This window comes from Pseudomonas sp. M30-35 (assembly GCF_002163625.1).
Taxonomy (GTDB): domain Bacteria; phylum Pseudomonadota; class Gammaproteobacteria; order Pseudomonadales; family Pseudomonadaceae; genus Aquipseudomonas.
Window position 1 is genome coordinate 3,037,657 of sequence record NZ_CP020892.1, and the last position, 16,942, is coordinate 3,054,598.

Here is a 16,942-nt window from a genome sequence, read left to right on the forward strand (position 1 = left end):
ACATTCCTAATTTGCCAGGCGATGAAAAACCTAACGCCGCTTGCGTGGGCCTCAGTCAAAGTGGGGTTACAGATTTCGGGCCTCTATTCGCCATAATGAAGGCTGAGCTTCACGCGCCAACTCAGCAGTGCTCAGCGCTCTCGCACTGGGTGTTGTGTCTGCATCTACACGACACGCCTCAAGAAAAGACAGGACCAGCGCGCCTTTTACCGCAAAGTTCATGTTCTGCGTGTCGGGGCACGTGGAGGTCACCATCGCAATCACGGCACCGCTGGAGTCAAACAGAGGACTGCCGCTCGAACCCGGTTGAATCGGCGCCGTAAACTGCAGAAGACTCGAGTCGTTATGAAGGCCAAACAAGGCCGACACTCCGCCGTGGGTGACATGTACACCGCCACCGGCAAGACCGGCGAGCGGGAAGCCCAAGGCAACGACTGACTCGCCGAGATCACAACCAGAACCTTGCTTGAACGAAACAGCCTTCAGACCTGGACATTCCAGTACTCTTAACAGCGCAAAATCATTACTGCGGTCGACTACCACTGGCTCTGCACGGTAGCGCCCATCAAAAGAAGCGATGTGAATTTCCTGCATGCCTTCAATAACATGGGCACAGGTCAAAATGTGATGGGTTGAGACAGCGAAACCGGTGCCCGTTGCACCACTACCTGTTCGACCCGATTCCGAAGGCATCGTGCGGCCCTTGGGGTGAGCCTCATCCATATCGAGCCCAATTCTACGGCCCAGCGCCGCCAAACCGTATGCAGAGCCTTCAGCCAAGGCGCGAAACTTCCATAGACTATCACGCAGGTAATACTCACCGATGATGAGCGCAGACTCGCCGTTGTCCTGTAGATCAAGCTTGCACTCGATCTGACCATCAATTTGCAGATGCAGGGTTTTAAGCGCGTTAACCGGGCCTGCGGCTGAGTAACTGTAGACAACTAAAAGCACGCGCTCAGCACCGTCCGGAAGCGCGGCCAAGTTGAGGCTGCAACCGACCTTTTCCGGCCCCCCGCTCCATTCCATCCAGCCTTGCGGAGTTTGGAATAGCGCTGCCGGGCCTTTCGGCTGTCGCTTCTCATTAACCGGCAATATCGCAACGGCAGCGTACTCGCCAAACGCGTTGGCATCGCTGCACTCCAGAGTCCACTCGCTCTGAGATCCCGATATTGCGGTGTTTGCGCCAGGCGCTAGCGCCATCATTCTTTACGCCCTCCCTGACCGCTCATGCACTCTCCCTGATGCTCACTGGACCAACCGCAACAATATACGATCATACCGATAGCCATTCAGAATCACACCGGCAAGGGTATAGCAACTGTGACGGCCTTCACCCGGACATTCGCGAGCCAATCACTTTCGGGCTCTTTGAAACCCAATCTACGGGCAGCGAAGATGCCTGGCAAGTTGATACCAGTCGCGCGGGTATAACCGATCCCGCCTGAGTAGCGCGGGTTTATTTCCAATAAATGTGGCTTGCCGTCCGCGTCATCTCGCGTCTGGATATTGACGATACCGTCGCAGCCAAAGTGCTGAGCAGCCTTGACCGCCAACTCAACAGCCGCACCCTCGCGCTCGAATGTCTGATAAAGGCCTTTCTTGCGCCGCCCGACAAACGCAACAGTACGACCCGCTTCACAAACCATGTCCACCGAACACTCGCTACCCGCCATGTACGGCATCACCAACATCGCAGGCTTGGTCTCAGTTGCAGCGTATGCCTGCAGATAAGTATCGAAATTGACTTCACGCACACCTTTGGCAAAGCAGCTGAACGCATCTGCTTGCGGGTTGAAGCGCCAAAAGCCCTCGCCATAGATCCCGACAACAGGCTTGATGCAGACCTCACCCTGCGCCGCAAGGGTTGCATAGGCCGTGGCCAATTCCAGAGCATCAGTTACCGTGATTGCCGGCACACAATCCAAGCCGGCTTGCTCAGCCTGCGCCGTGAACAAGCTCTTGTCGTCGACGCAATTGAGGGCCTCAATCGACAGGCCACCGGTCACCAAAGTCAGGCCAGCAGCGTCAAATTGAGCACGTGCAGACTCAATCAAGCGGCCCTCGCGCCCAGCCAGTATGACTTTGATGTTGTTCTCCAGAGCGGTTTGCAGTACCCACTCGATCCGCTCTTGGCTGTCCGCTGGCTCGAAAAGGCTGACGTCAGCGAGCCCAGTAATTTCCGGCCGGGCCTGTCCGTGGGAGGCGAAGATTTTCACACCCGCAGGCAATGCCTCGCGCGCACCTATGATGATGTCGCGTTGACTGGACTGCCCTTCGAGTAACCAAATCATCTGGAGCTCCTAAATATGTGCACGTGCGCAGCAGCTAACCTTTGTGAGGCAGCAGTTGCGGGTCTCCAATGGAGGGAAAGGACGGAGATGTCCGATCTCAGCGCTCATTAGGGCGACGTGTAATGCCGGTGTCGATTTGTCAGAGCGACTACGACGCCGGAACGATTGGCGCTTGGGAAAGAAGCTCGACGCTCTAAAAACTTTTTCACACTCAGCTCGCGAATGGGCTCATGCCTAGTTAAAAGAGATGTCCACTGTCCGTGCACAGGTGTCCGCTTAGTTGATTCAAGCAGTCAATAATATCAGCTTGCCTAGCGACTAAAACGACTAGCAAAACCTTGTATCAATTGACTGTTACAACAAGAAGATACGCCAATAAAGCCGCCTCAAGTGCGCTGCAAACACTGGCTCAGCAGCGTGCAACAACCTCTCCTAAATGCCAATGAGTCGAGTTGACGCGCCCAAGCAGGGCTAACCAGCAGAAACCTCACTGCCTCCTCCATGTTGGAGTAATGTTGTTTGAACGACTTCTATCGCCGGATATCTGATCTATATACAAGTAAACATCTGACCTTGATCCGGGAAATGAGGCAAAATCCTGCTAATTACAAATGGAGTGTCTACATGAAGTGGTTAAAAGGGCTGGTACTGGGCGCGCTCATTCTGGTGGTTGGCGCCAGTGCACTGGGACTGTTTTACATACTGCCTCAGCATGATGTGGTACTGATCACAGGTGTCGAGGTCAAACGCGTCGACCATGACGGCGTGATCAATGCCGAGAACCCTGCGGACGGCCCTACCCGGGACGTCTACTTTATTAATACCGAGAACCCAGACAGCAAAAAAGTTGTGGTCTATCGCAACGAAGATACCGGCTGGGGCTTCCCTTGGTACTTCAAGTTTGACTCGGCTGACGAGCAGGCCAAAGCCCAAGGCTACTCACGTGATACGGAGCAATTGGCGCTGATCCGTTACTACGGCTGGCGAATCCAGATACTGTCGGTTTTCCCAAACATCACCCAAATCGAGGCGACCAACAGCCGCGCCGAACCGTTTCCTTGGTTCAATACAATTTTCTTCAGCGTGCTCTTGCTGCTGGCGATTTTCATAGCCATTAACGTAAAACGCCGCAACAAGCGTCGCAACCAAGTCGTTGCAAGCTGAGAAACCCAAGCCGATAAACAGCTGACCAGGGCGCAGGCGCTTACTCCCGACAGGGAATCGCCGGCCCCATCAGTTGCGCTCTATTGGCGTCGAGGTCAGTTCGAATGGACTGTTGCTGCGGCGCTGATTGCGGTCTTCACGCGGGGTGGCGCCAAAGAAGTTACGGTAGGCGCTGGAGAAGTGCGGGCCAGATGAGAAACCACACGACAAGCCAATCTGAATAATCGACTTACTGGTTTGCATCAGCAATTGGCGCGCCTTGTTGAGGCGCAGCTCAAGGTAATACTGGCTCGGCACCCGATTGAGATACTGCTTGAAGATACGCTCCAGCTGACGACGTGAGACGCAAACGTGCTGGGCGATTTCATCAGTGGTCAGCGGCTCCTCGATATTAGCTTCCATCAGCAACACTGCTTGAGTCAGCTTAGGATGGCTCGAACCCAAGCGATTCTGCAGCGGAATCCGCTGACGCTCGCCGCCCTCACGAATACGTTCAACCACCAACTCCTCGCTGACAGCACCAGCAAGCTCGGCTCCGTGGTCACGCGCCAACAACGCCAGCAGCAAATCCATCACCGCCATGCCGCCACAGGCGGTCAAGCGGTCGCGATCCCAATCGAACAAGTGGCTGGTGGCAATGACTTTAGGAAAGCGCTCTGTAAAGTCATCCTGCCAGCGCCAGTGCACAGAGGCGCGATAGCCATCAAGCAAACCTATTTGCGCCAGCGGGTAGACTCCAGCAGCGATTGAGCCAATCACACAACCGCTACGCACCATCTGCTTAATCGCGCTCGACAACCCCGGCGCAATGCTTGCTGGCGGCTCATCTGCCAGCAAAAACAGACGCTGCAAACCTTCAAGCTTCCCCGCCCAAGGCTCACCCGGCAGCGTCCAGCCACCCGTTGAGGCCTCAGCCTGCGGCTCGGCTTGCAAGAAGGTCAGTTCGTAGACCACTTCAGGGTGAACACGCTGCGCAACACGCAACGCTTCCTCAGCCATCGCCAGGGTTAGCGGCTTGGTGGAGGGCCAGATCAGGAAGCCAATTCGGTGGGAGTTCATTCGGGGCAGTTTAGCTCTGTTATAGGGTCACTGAGCAACGCTCGCCAGTGACCCCACGCAATTAAGGTGCTTATTTTAGGCTACCGGAGAGAAACTGCTTAAGGCGATCGGATTGCGGATTCGCCAACACTTCACGTGGGCAACCGCGCTCTTCAACTACACCTTTATGCAAAAACACAAGTTGGTTTGACACTTCACGGGCAAAGCCCATTTCGTGCGTTACAACCACCATGGTACGCCCCTCTTGGGCAAGGTCTTGCATAACTTTGAGCACTTCACCGACCAACTCCGGATCCAGTGCTGAAGTAGGCTCATCGAACAGCATCACTTCGGGCTCCATGGCCAGCGCGCGAGCAATGGCTACACGCTGCTGCTCACCGCCGGACATGTGCGCCGGATACGCCTCTTTGCGATGGGCTACGCCGACTTGGTTCAAGTAGTGTTCAGCTTTCTCAAGCGCTTCTTTCTTCGACATGCCCAGCACGTGGATCGGCGCTTCGATGACGTTTTCCAAGGCGCTCATATGCGACCACAGATTGAAGTGCTGAAATACCATCGCCAGGCGCGAGCGCATGCGCTGCAGCTGCTTGGGGTCTGCCGCTTTAAGCGCGCCGTCTTTATTGGGTACCAGTTTCAGCTCTTCGTTGTTGAGCAGAATCTTGCCGCCATGCGGCTGCTCAAGCATGTTGATGCAACGCAGAAAAGTACTTTTACCGGAACCACTGGAACCAATAATACTGATCACATCACCGGCTTTGGCCGCCAGCGATACACCCTTCAGCACTTCATGGCTGCCATAGCGCTTGTGCAAGTCTTGAACTTCAAGTTTGTACATGGTGTCGACTCTCGAATGCAGTGAAATCAGTCGCTGAGTAAGCGGCCCTGACGTATAGATTGATGTCCGGCCACCTTGGCCAACCAGCGTCCCGGCTGGGCAAAACGCATGCGTTCAATCGCGAAGATCACACCTGAAGTACCTGCGCAAACCACGCTGTGCTGGTCGTCGAGCGGATCGATCACTTCAAATACCGGAGTTCCGGCCTCTACATAAGCGCCAGCAGATTGCAGGAAACTCACCACACCCGAATGCGGTGGATAAAGCATTTCAGTACCGGCAAACGGCACGGCATCGCAGCAATCTTCTGGTGCTGCTGGCCACTGCCCGCTGATTAAGCCTTGCTCTGCGAGAAACGCCAAAATCGATTCAGCATCAGCACAGGCCTGATCGCGCTCAGTGCGCTCCATTCCACCCAGCTCGACGGTCGTTGCGATGCATACCGGTTCAATTTTGGCTTCCGGGAAGCGCTGGGCCAAACGTAACCAAGGCCCCGAACAAGCCTCATCAAAAGATGAACCGCCAGAATCTTCAGCGAGCAGCACAGTTCCCGCATGCAGACGAGCCGCGAGCGAACGTAATTGCGCCCAGTGCTGGGGTATCGCATACAGATGCACAACCGCTTCAAAGTCACAATGCAGATCAAGCACCACGTCGGCATCACAGGCGTGCAGCTGCAATAAGCGCTGCATGCCTTCGAGCTGCGATTGAGCGGGCGCTAACGCCTTGAGCGCATCACGCATCACGGCGCGTATCAGTTGCGTATTAGCCGCCACATCGGCGCCCAACTTACCTTCGAGCTGAGGTGCGATTACATCAGCCAGATCAACAAAGTCACGGTTGAAGTTATGACCGCTGCTCAACTCAAAACGGCCTTGATGCTGACCTTGAACCATTTGCCCAAGACCGATGGGGTTGGCAACTGGCACCAGCTCGATCACAGCATTGAGCTGGCCTTGCTGCTCAAGCTCAAGCAAGCGACGTTTAAGCTCTACCGCAACACGCATGCCGGGTAATTCATCAGCGTGCAGTGAGGCCTGAATATAGACTTTTCGCTCGCCGCTGCCGAAGCTGAACACCGACAGTCGGCGCTCGGTGCCGGGCGTGCTCCAAGGCAATAGATGATCAATACGCTGCATCAGCCTCTCCTCAATGCTTACGCGGGGCCAGATAGGCCAACCAGCGACGCTCGGCCAACTTGAACAGGCGCACCAGAATGAAGGTCAGGCATAGGTAGAACACGCCCGCTGTGATGAACGCTTCAAACGGTAAGTAGTACTGCGAGCTGACCGTGCGCGCAGCGCCCGTAATGTCGATCAAGGTCACGATCGAGGCCAGACTTGTGGTGTGCAGCATCATGATGACTTCGTTGCTGTACTGCGGCAACGCACGCCGAATAGCCGACGGCAGCAAGATACGGCGATACAGTTTGACCCGTGACATGCCCATGGCCTTGGCCGCCTCGATTTCGCCATGCGGCGTCGCCTTGAGACTGCCCGCAAGAATCTCAGCGGTATAAGCGCTGGTGTTGATCGAAAATGCAACGCAAGCGCAGAACGCTGCATTAGAGAAGTACGGCCACAGCACGCTTTCACGAATGACCTCGAACTGAGCCAGACCGTAATAGATCAGAAACAGCTGCACCAGCATCGGCGTACCGCGAATGACATACGTGTAGAGCCAGGCCGGAAAGTTAATCCAGACCGATTTGGAGATGCGCATCAATGCCAGCGGAATCGCCAGCATCAAACCAAAAAACAGAGAGATCAGCAGTAACTTCAGGGTCACCAAAACGCCGCCGAAATAAAGTGGCAGGCTGTCCCAAATAACGTTGTAATCGAAAATCATAAGTGCGCTCCCCTACTCAAAGATCAGCGGCTTTAGTGCCGACCGAGTAACGTTTTTCGAGAAAACGCAGAGCCAGCAGTGACACGCTGGTCAGCACCAGGTACAGCGCTGCGACTGCCAGATAAAAAGTAAAAGGCTCACGCGTAGCATCTGCTGCGCTTTTAGCCTTGAACATCATATCTTGCAGACCCACGACCGAAATCAGCGCCGTGGCTTTGGTCAGCACCAACCAGTTGTTGGTGAAACCGGGAATTGCAAAACGAATCATTTGTGGCACAAGAATGCGAAAGAACACCTTGAGATTGCTCATGCCATAAGCAACGCCAGCCTCCGCCTGCCCTTTAGGGATCGCCATGAAAGCGCCACGAAAGGTTTCAGACAGGTACGCGCCAAAGATAAAGCCCATGGTGAAGACACCCGCTACAAACGGGTTGATGTCGATGTAATCGTCATAACCGAGCATCGGCGCGACACGATTGACCATGTCCTGACCGCCGTAAAAAATCAGCAGGATCAGTACCAGATCGGGAATACCGCGAACAACCGTAGCGTAGGTTTCGCCCAGTATTGCCAGCCATTTAATCGGCGACAGACGAAAAGCCGCACCCAACAAGCCGAGAACAGTCGCCACTGCCATTGAGGTCAGGGCCAAAATTACGGTTAGCCAAGCACCGTCAAGAATGGTCGAACCATAGCCATTGAGCATGCTCTTGTTTCCTCATGCAGGCGCCGGGCGGCGCCGAAGAGTACATCGAAAAGTGGCGCATACCGTGCAGTGCAAAACACTGCACAGCTTACGTTCACCAACGGATTGAGATGTGCACGTTATCCGTGTGCGCCACTTTCACTTGAGGCGATTATTCGCCGTAGACGTCAAAGTCGAAGTACTTGTCCTGAACTTCCTTGTACTTACCGTTAGCACGGATGTCTTCAATGGCAGTGCTGATTTTGTTCGCCAGCTCAGTGTCGCCTTTACGTACAGCGATGCCAGCACCTTGACCGAAATACTTCTTATCGTTTAAGTCCGGGCCTACCAGCGCGTAGCCTTTGCCAGCGTCAGTCTTGAGGAAGCCATCATCGATGTTGACAGCGTCAGCCAGGGTTGCGTCGACGCGACCTGCGGTGAGATCAAGAAAAATCTCGTTCTGCGAGCTGTAGCGGACCACTTCAACCCCAGCCGGTGCCAACACATCGGTGGCGTAACGATCGTAGATCGAGGCGCGCTGAACACCGACCTTTTTACCTTTGAGATCAACCTTTGGATCATTGATCACAGTGCCGGCCTTCATCGCCAGCTTGGCTGGGGTGTGATAGTACTTCTTGGAAAAATCTACCGACTTCAAACGGTCTTCGGTAATGGTCAGAGAAGACAATACAGCGTCGAACTTACGAACCTTCAGAGCGGGGATCAGGCCGTCGAACTCCTGCTCGATCCACGTACACTTAACCTGCATTTGCTCGCACAAAGCATTGCCGATGTCGTAATCAAAGCCAGTGATCTGGCCTTCCGGAGTTTTGAAGGCAAACGGTGGGAATGCGGCTTCAATACCGATGCGCAGTGGTTTTGCATCATCAGCCATGGCCAGTGGCGACAGAACGGATAGCGCCAGTGCGCCGAGAAGTGCAATCTTCTTCATCTTGTGACTCCTTCGAGAGGGAATGGCATCGGATGGCAGTGGATAAGTGCATTCAGCCATATATGAATTGTAGTTAACTCGCCATCAAACTACGCAGTGCGCAGGCAATGTACGGCTTCGGCTGAGTGTGCGGCATTCTAGCGAGAGGCTGAAACTGTATATTTCTTCAATGCGACAAGTAATTACAAATGCACCTAAGGCGCCTTGGCAGGCGATTGACATCCCGAGCAAAAAATGCGTAGGAAGAATTGAAATCCAACCAATTATAAAAGCAATATCGACGCCAATATTTTAAGACCCTTTATTCCACGGGCCTAATTGGCTAATTTTATTTCAAAAGCCAAGTATTTTCAGCATTTAAAATGCGCAAAGTGTTCCCATGCGCCCCAATTAGGCGCAACAGTGTTACGCATCGCTGGATGATTTAAAGCTTGTTGCAGGGCCGCGACCCTTTCGCGACCTCGGTATCAAGCAGATTAATCGGTGCAAAAAAAGACGCCCAACTCATAGAGCCGGGCGTTTAAATTACCGCAATTGCTTATTCAGACATGCTCAAGGTCACGCACAAGCGCTTTGCATCGCCTTGTGCGTATCAATGAGGTGCTGCACCACGCCAGGATCTGCCAGCGTCGAGATATCACCCAAGCCATCGTATTCAGCCGTAGCGATCTTGCGCAAAATACGGCGCATGATCTTGCCCGAGCGCGTCTTCGGCAGCCCCGGCGCCCACTGAATCACATCAGGTGAGGCGATTGGGCCGATCTCTTTACGCACCCAGTTTTTCAGTTCCTGGCGCAGCTGTTCAGAGCTTTCTACGCCGCCGGTGAGGGTCACGTAAACATAGATCCCCTGCCCTTTGATGTCGTGCGGCACACCGACAACGGCTGCCTCGGCCACTTTCGGGTGAGCAACCATGGCGCTTTCGATTTCAGCAGTCCCCATGCGGTGACCGGAGACGTTAAGCACGTCATCGACACGCCCGGTGATCCAGAAGTAGCCATCTTCGTCGCGACGCGCACCATCACCCGTGAAATACATGCCACGGAAGGTTTTGAAGTAGGTATCGACAAAGCGATCATGGTCGCCATACAGCGTGCGCGCCTGGCCCGGCCATGAGTCGATAATAACCAGGTTGCCTTCAACTGCGCCTTCCAGCAGGTTACCCAGATTATCAACCAATGCAGGCTGGACGCCGAAGAACGGACGAGTCGCCGAACCTGGCTTCAGTGCCGTTGCGCCCGGTAACGGGCTGATCAGGATGCCGCCAGTCTCGGTTTGCCACCAGGTATCGACAATCGGGCATTTCTCTTTACCAATGGTCTTGTAGTACCAGTTCCAAGCTTCCGGGTTGATTGGCTCACCAACCGAGCCCAGCAAGCGCAAGCTGGAACCATCAGCATCTTTAATTGCAGCCTCACCTTCAGCCATCATCGCGCGGATCGCTGTCGGCGCGGTGTAGAGGATGTTGACCTTGTGCTTGTCGATGATTTTCGACACGCGGGTAATATCCGGATAGTTAGGCACACCTTCAAACAGCAAGGTGGTCGCACCATTGGCCAGCGGCCCGTAGACAATATAGCTGTGGCCAGTCACCCAACCTACGTCGGCGGTGCACCAGTAGATATCACCCGGTTTGTAGTCGAACACACGTTCGTGCGTTAGCGCGGCATAGACCAAATAGCCACCTGTGGTGTGCTGCACGCCTTTTGGCTTACCGGTTGAGCCTGATGTGTAAAGGATAAACAGTGCTTCCTCGGCACCCATCTCTTTGGGTGCGCAGTAGCTGCCTGCAACCTTCATCAGGTCTTCGTACCAGACGTCGCGATGCTGGTTCCACTTGATATCGCCGCCGGTGCGTTTGCAGACGATGACTTTCGTCACACTAGCGGTTTCAGGGTTGGTCAGCGCGTCATCAACGTTGGCTTTGAGGGCGATGCGCTTACCACCACGCAGACCTTCATCAGCGGTGATCACCACTTTGGAATTGCAATCAATGATCCGCCCTGCCAGCGCCTCAGGCGAGAAGCCGCCGAACACCACCGAGTGGATTGCACCGATGCGCGTGCACGCAAGCATTGCCACGACCGCCTCGGGGATCATTGGCATATAGATCGTCACCACATCGCCGCGATGGATATCCTGGCCGCGCAATGCGTTGGCGAATTTGCAGACGTCTTCATGCAGTTCGCGGTAGGTGATGTTGCGCTGCTCGGAAGGATCATCGCCCTCCCAAATGATCGCGACCTGATCACCACGCTCTTCAAGGTGACGATCAAGGCAGTTATACGAGACGTTGAGAGTGCCGTCAGCAAACCATTTGATATCGACATGATGGTCGTCAAATGAGGTTTGTTTAACCTTGGTGAACGGCTTGATCCAATCAAGACGCTGCGCTTGTTCACGCCAGAAACCATCCGGATTGACCACGGACTGCTGGTACATGGCCTTGTAGGTTGCCTCATCGGTTAGCGACTTAGCCGCAGCCTCTGGACTCACGGGATACAGGTTGACAGGACTCATTAACAACTCCTTAAGCACAAAGGGATTGGTTATTTTTATATTGCCCATTGTGTGACCAGCAGCCCCATTGCAGGCCATTCGACCATGGTCTTAGCGTGGTGTTACTGTACTTTCGACGGGGGAAATTGAGCGGCAGGGCCTGGTTTGCTTGCCATTACCCTACCCAAAGCACTGCCAAGCGCATTCGCGAACGAACAGCCCTAGCGTCTTCCTTGCTGCCAGGCTGCCGCCAAACCACTCAGGCAAATGATCACAATACCGACCAACGTGCTGCTGTCAGGTACGTGGGAAAAGACCAGAAAGCCGAGCAAACCTGCAAACACGATCTGGCAGTAGCCAAAGGGTGCCAACAGTGCCGGTGGCGCACTGCGAAACGCTTGAGTCAAAAACAGATGCGCAGACATGCCACATGTACCCAGCGCCAGCATTAACAGGCCATGAGTAAGGCTGGGAACCTCCCAGAAAAACGGCACCAGCGCACTAACCAGCAATGTATTAAACAGCCCAGCAAAGAAATTACTGGTTGTTGGCGAATCGATCCCGCTCAGTTTACGGGTCAGAATCTGGTAGCAGCTGAAGCACATCGCCGAGCAAAACGGCAAGATAATCGCCAGGGTAAACATTTCACCGCCTGGATGGACAATCACCAACACCCCGGCAAAACCGACCAAGACTGCAGCCCACTGGCGCCGACTCACGGACTCACCAAGCAAGGGCACTGACAATGCCGTCACCAACAGCGGTGCTAAAAAGTTAACCGCGGTAGCCTCAGCCAAGGGAATAAACAGCAAGCTAGTGGTAAAGAACAGGCTCGTCCCCAGTAAGCAACAAGCACGCAGAGCCTGAAGCCCCGGCCGCTTACTGCGCAAAACACGCAAACCCGACTGCGGCAGGAATATCCCGGCCATGAGCAAGGTATGCACCACATACCGCGCCCACACCACCATCACGACCGGGTAGAAACCAGACAGATATTTAGACAGCGCATCATGACTGGCGAACAAAAACGTCGCCAACAGGATGAGCAGAATCCCTTTAACGGGGTGGCTAGAATTCGACAGCGTTGCGCTGCTGGCACTCATGCACGTCTCATTGTTGAACGCAGGTCAGAGCCTACAAAAGATGAATAGGCTGCTAACTATAGTTCAGTGTACTGAGCTGACCAAGTGCTTGAGGTTAATAAAATCCAATGGCTATCGTTGCCCGTCCGCTCGATACCTTTTCGTCGCCAGCAAAGTCATAGCGCAGCTTGTCTGGCAAGGTTCTGGCAAGCGATCGGTCTGATGGCTTGATTAGCGGGCCAGCAACTGGCGACGATACTCACCCGGAGTCACGCCAAACCAGCGCTTGCAGGAGCGGTTAAAAACACTTTGCTCGCTGTAGCCAAGCAGGCCAGCCACCTGCGACATGGGCATATGCCGCTCACTCAAGTAATGCTCGGCCCGGTTACGTCGAACCTGCTCAACCAGCTCATCAAAACGACAACCTTCTTCAGCGAGACGTCGCTGTAGCAAGCGAGGATGCAACCCTAGCTGAGCAGCAATAATGACAAGGCGGCAGCGGTTGGTCGGCAATAATCGAAAAATCAGACGATTGACCTGCTCGAGCAAACTCGTCGACTTTTGCGCGCCTATATGGCTTAGGTACTGGACCATTGCGCGGTGCAGGCTGGGGTCTTGTTGTTCAATTCGGTGATGTAACTGCGCGGCAGTCAGTACGAACGCATTGACCGGCTGAGCGTCATAAACCGAGGTTTTGAAATAGCGTCGATAGCGCGCTTGCGGCAATGGGCTGATGCCACTGAGCAGTACCGTCTGAGCCGCGAATGAGGGGCCAAACAATAAGCGCATGATGTTGTGCGCCACCCCCATGGACAGTTCAACCATCTGCCTCTGCATATGCACGCCAGGCAGGCGAATATCAACTGCCATTCGCGGCGCATCGGCGACGGTTAAATCCAGATCCAACTCAATTCCAGGGCTGTGATAGCCGATAAAGCGCACCAACTCAGCCAACGCTTGCCCAGCTGTTGCGGAGCTGCGCGCAATAATCGCCACAGGCCCGAGAATATGGATGTCTTGATACTCAGCCATACGCAGACCGAAGTCAGGGCAGTCCAGTTCCTCAGCAGCGCACTCAAGCAACTCGATTAAGGTACGTAATTGGACTGAAGCATCTTCCTCATCGAGCAGATTTATTGGCACCCGAAACCGCTCTAATAGCCGTATAGGGTCCCCGCCCAGTTCCGTGACCAATTCACGAAAACCAATAAATGAAGTCGTTCTGATGAGTGCTGTCATGTCACTAAAGATCAATTAAAAGTCGTCAAAGATCAATAAAATTATAGCGCATCGGCTAACAATTAATCAGGATCCACTGACTGCATTGCATCCAATGCGATGTGCCCACAATAATTAAAATTGGGACTTCCTCATGCAATTTGACTACATCATCATTGGTGCCGGCTCAGCAGGTTGTGTACTGGCCAACCGACTGAGCGCCAACCCTGAAGTGTCCGTGTGTCTGCTTGAGGCAGGTTCCGAAGACACCTCCCCGCTGATTCACACCCCCGTTGGGGTTGCCGCTATCTTGCCCACTCGCCATGTTAACTGGGCATTCGACACTACCGCTCAGAAGGGCCTCGACAACCGGATTGGCTACCAACCCCGTGGTAAAACCTTGGGCGGCAGTAGCTCGATTAACGGCATGATCTATATTCGTGGTGACCGCAGTGACTATGAGGACTGGAAAGCACTGGGCAACGACGGCTGGGGCTATGACGATGTACTGCCCTACTTTCGCAAAAGTGAGACCTATCACGGCGGAGCCAATCAGTTTCATGGCGGTGAAGGCGAACTGTTTGTTGACCAACTAGCGCACCACCCAGTCACCAAAGCCTTTATTGAAGCGGGTATCAGCGCCGGTCATAAGCATAACTCCGACTTCAACGGCGAAGACCAAGAAGGCGTTGGCGCCTACGATGTGACCATTCATAACGGCCGTCGCTGGAGCACCGCAACTGCTTTTTTAAAGCCAATCCGCAATCAGCGCAGCAACCTCAAGGTGATCACCGGCGCACTGGCTGAACGTATTATTCTTGACGGCAAAAAAGCAGTTGGTGTGTCTATCCGCCTGAAAGGTAAAAGCCAACAGCTCAAAGCACGTAAAGAGGTGCTTCTAAGCGCTGGCGCATTTGGTAGCCCACACCTGTTGATGCTTTCCGGGATTGGTCGCAAAGAGGACCTGGAGCCGCATGGCATTGCAGTCCTGCATGAGCTGCGCGGAGTGGGCCAGCAGCTCCAAGACCATCCAGACATGGTGATTTCCTACCGCAGTCCAGATACCTCGTTGCTGGGTGTGTCTATTACCGGCTCGCCCAAAATGGGTAAAGCGCTGTGGCAGTACACACGGACTAAAACAGGACCATTTGCGAGCAACTGCGCAGAGGGCGGCGCTTTTCTGAAAACTGACCCAGCCCTTGACCGGCCCGATGTTCAGTTGCACTCAGTGATTGCCTTGATTGATGATCACAACCGTAAACTGCATTGGGGCCACGGTTTCAGCTGCCACATTTGCGTGCTGAGACCCAAGAGCGTCGGCAGCGTGGGGCTAAATTCAAGCGACCCGGCAGCTCCACCCAAAATCGACCCTAATCTGCTTGGCCATGAGGATGATCTCAAAACCCTGCTCAAGGGTTATCGCATGGCGCAAGAGATCATCAAACAAGCGCCGATGGCTGCTTATCAGCTCAAGGATATATACGGCACCGATACGCAAACAGACGAAGAACTGCTGCAAAGTATTCGTTCGCGTGCAGACAGTATTTATCACCCGGTTGGCACCTGCAAAATGGGCAGCGATGACAACGCAGTGGTCGATAACCACTTACGTGTGCATGGTATCGACAACCTTCGCGTGATTGATGCATCCGTAATGCCGACGCTGGTTGGCGGCAACACCAACGCTGGCACAATCATGATTGCAGAACGGGCCGCTGAGTGGCTAACTCAGGCTGAAACCAGCGTTTGAGCAAATGTTGTACCCATAAAAAAACCGGCAATGATTGCCGGTTTTTTTATTTAAGCCTAATCAGTAACTCTCCCGATTCGGCCATTGCCAATCCTTTGAGTTACTGAACGGGTCATCCCCAACCGGCTCAGGCCACCGGTCGGAGCCGGTCAAAAAAGCCGGTTGAGGCCATCGAACGCAGCAACCCGGTAGGCTTCAGCCATGGTCGGGTAGTTGAAGGTGGTATTGACGAAATACTTAAGCGTATTCGCTTCACCTTTCTGGTTCATGATCGCCTGACCAATGTGCACGATCTCCGAGGCTTGATAACCGAAGCAGTGTACGCCTAGAACCTCAAGGGTTTCACGGTGGAACAAAATCTTCAGCATGCCGACCGGCTCACTGGAAATCTGTGCGCGGGCCATGCCTTTGAAAAACGCCTTACCGACTTCGTAAGGGATTTTATCCTGGGTCAGTTCCCGCTCGTTCTTACCGATCGAGCTAATTTCAGGAATGGTGTAAATGCCGGTTGGCACATCATTGACGAAACGCCAGCTGTCGTTTTCAACAATGCTCCCAGAAGCTGAACGGCCCTGGTCAAAAGCAGCACTTGCCAAACTTGGCCAACCGATCACATCACCGGCTGCATAGATGTTTGGCACAGTTGTGCGGTAATGCTCATCAACATCCAGCTGGCCACGACCATTGGCCTTGAGACCAATGTTTTCCAATGCCAGCTTGTCGGTGTTACCGGTACGACCGTTACACCAGAGCAAAGCATCTGCCTTGATTTTCTTACCTGACTTCAGGTGCAGTACAACACCGTTATCGACACCTTCGATGCGCTCATACTCTTCATTGTGGCGAATCAAGACATTGGTGTTGCGCAGGTGATAACTCAAGGCATCGGAGATTTCAGGATCAAGGAAGCTGAGCAGTTGATCGCGGTTGTCGATCAGATCGACCAATACGCCAAGGCCGCTGAAGATCGATGCGTACTCACAACCAATCACCCCTGCCCCGTAAATGATCAAGCGACGTGGCGTGTGGCTCAAGGTCAGGATGGTGTCGCTATCATAAACCCGCGGGTGGGTAAAATCAACACCATCCGGACGGTATGGACGCGAGCCGGTGGCAATGACGATGTCCTTGGCGACCAGTTTCTCAACCGCACCATTTGGGCAAACCACTTCAATCGTGTGCTCATCGGCAAAGCTTGCCGTGCCATGAAACACGTCAATACGATTACGTGCGTAGTAACCAGTGCGTGAAGAAACCTGCTTGGAGATAACCCGCTCGGCGCTTTTCAGGACGTCCGGGAAAGAGAACCAACGCGGCTCGCCAATCTGGCGAAACATCGGGTTGGTGTTGAACTGCATGATCTGACGAACCGAGTGACGCAAGGCCTTGGAGGGCACGGTCCCCAAGTGAGTGCTGTTGCCACCCACTTCGCGGCGACTGTCGATCACAGCAACTTTGCGCCCGGCTTTTACCGCGTTCATTGCTGCGCCTTCACCCGCTGGGCCGGAACCCAATACCACTACGTCGTAGTTGTAGACCGCCATGTTTACTCCTCA

Annotated in this window: 14 protein-coding genes; 2 read left to right on the forward strand and 12 right to left on the reverse strand. The window is 54.0% G+C overall.

Going from position 1 to position 16,942, the window contains the following annotated elements; all coding sequences use genetic code 11:
* Positions 1 to 66: 66 nt before the first annotated feature.
* Both B9K09_RS14000 and B9K09_RS14005 read right to left on the reverse strand, forming a co-directional pair.
* Positions 67 to 1,206, reverse strand: a complete 1,140-nt coding sequence (locus tag B9K09_RS14000; protein ID WP_087517394.1) for a trypsin-like peptidase domain-containing protein — start codon at positions 1,204 to 1,206, stop codon at positions 67 to 69.
* A 92-nt stretch (positions 1,207 to 1,298) separates the two neighbouring features.
* A complete protein-coding gene (locus tag B9K09_RS14005) occupies positions 1,299 to 2,294 on the reverse strand; it encodes an ATP-grasp domain-containing protein (protein ID WP_087517395.1) in 996 nt (331 codons plus the stop codon).
* Between the two features lie 624 nt (positions 2,295 to 2,918).
* Here B9K09_RS14005 and B9K09_RS14010 point away from each other — a divergent pair.
* Positions 2,919 to 3,458: a DUF1523 family protein gene (locus tag B9K09_RS14010; protein WP_087517396.1), complete on the forward strand. Its 540-nt coding sequence runs from the start codon at positions 2,919 to 2,921 to the stop codon at positions 3,456 to 3,458.
* Positions 3,459 to 3,527: 69 nt separating this feature from the next.
* On the opposite strand, the gene argR is transcribed toward B9K09_RS14010, so the two are convergent.
* The 9 genes from argR to B9K09_RS14055 all read right to left on the reverse strand — a co-directional run bounded on the left by argR (position 3,528) and on the right by B9K09_RS14055 (position 13,657).
* Positions 3,528 to 4,517: a transcriptional regulator ArgR gene (gene argR / locus B9K09_RS14015; protein WP_087517397.1), complete on the reverse strand. Its 990-nt coding sequence runs from the start codon at positions 4,515 to 4,517 to the stop codon at positions 3,528 to 3,530.
* 70 nt (positions 4,518 to 4,587) lie between these two features.
* Positions 4,588 to 5,352, reverse strand: a complete 765-nt coding sequence (locus B9K09_RS14020; RefSeq protein ID WP_087517398.1) for an ABC transporter ATP-binding protein — start codon at positions 5,350 to 5,352, stop codon at positions 4,588 to 4,590.
* Between the two features lie 26 nt (positions 5,353 to 5,378).
* Positions 5,379 to 6,491: a succinylglutamate desuccinylase/aspartoacylase family protein gene (locus B9K09_RS14025; RefSeq protein ID WP_087517399.1), complete on the reverse strand. Its 1,113-nt coding sequence runs from the start codon at positions 6,489 to 6,491 to the stop codon at positions 5,379 to 5,381.
* Between the two features lie 10 nt (positions 6,492 to 6,501).
* Positions 6,502 to 7,200 (reverse strand): ABC transporter permease, encoded by a 699-nt coding sequence (locus B9K09_RS14030; RefSeq protein ID WP_087517400.1) that lies wholly within the window; start codon positions 7,198 to 7,200, stop codon positions 6,502 to 6,504.
* A gap of 16 nt (positions 7,201 to 7,216) precedes the next feature.
* On the reverse strand, positions 7,217 to 7,906 hold the full coding sequence (locus B9K09_RS14035) for an ABC transporter permease (RefSeq protein ID WP_087517401.1): 690 nt from the start codon (positions 7,904 to 7,906) through the stop codon (positions 7,217 to 7,219).
* Between the two features lie 151 nt (positions 7,907 to 8,057).
* Complete coding sequence (locus B9K09_RS14040) at positions 8,058 to 8,837, reverse strand: ABC transporter substrate-binding protein (protein WP_087517402.1); 780 nt, start codon at positions 8,835 to 8,837, stop codon at positions 8,058 to 8,060.
* A 558-nt stretch (positions 8,838 to 9,395) separates the two neighbouring features.
* Complete coding sequence (gene acs / locus B9K09_RS14045; protein WP_087517403.1) at positions 9,396 to 11,357, reverse strand: acetate--CoA ligase; 1,962 nt, start codon at positions 11,355 to 11,357, stop codon at positions 9,396 to 9,398.
* Positions 11,358 to 11,557: 200 nt separating this feature from the next.
* Complete coding sequence (locus tag B9K09_RS14050; protein ID WP_087517404.1) at positions 11,558 to 12,439, reverse strand: DMT family transporter; 882 nt, start codon at positions 12,437 to 12,439, stop codon at positions 11,558 to 11,560.
* 210 nt (positions 12,440 to 12,649) lie between these two features.
* Positions 12,650 to 13,657: an AraC family transcriptional regulator gene (locus B9K09_RS14055; protein ID WP_087517405.1), complete on the reverse strand. Its 1,008-nt coding sequence runs from the start codon at positions 13,655 to 13,657 to the stop codon at positions 12,650 to 12,652.
* Positions 13,658 to 13,790: 133 nt separating this feature from the next.
* On the opposite strand from B9K09_RS14055, the gene B9K09_RS14060 reads away from it, so the two are divergent.
* Complete coding sequence (locus B9K09_RS14060) at positions 13,791 to 15,386, forward strand: GMC family oxidoreductase (RefSeq protein WP_087517406.1); 1,596 nt, start codon at positions 13,791 to 13,793, stop codon at positions 15,384 to 15,386.
* A 149-nt stretch (positions 15,387 to 15,535) separates the two neighbouring features.
* Here the strand turns inward: B9K09_RS14060 and sthA are convergent, their stop codons facing one another.
* Positions 15,536 to 16,930, reverse strand: coding sequence for a Si-specific NAD(P)(+) transhydrogenase (sthA, locus tag B9K09_RS14065; RefSeq protein WP_087517407.1), 1,395 nt, complete (start codon positions 16,928 to 16,930; stop codon positions 15,536 to 15,538).
* Between the last annotated feature and the right edge of the window lie 12 nt (positions 16,931 to 16,942).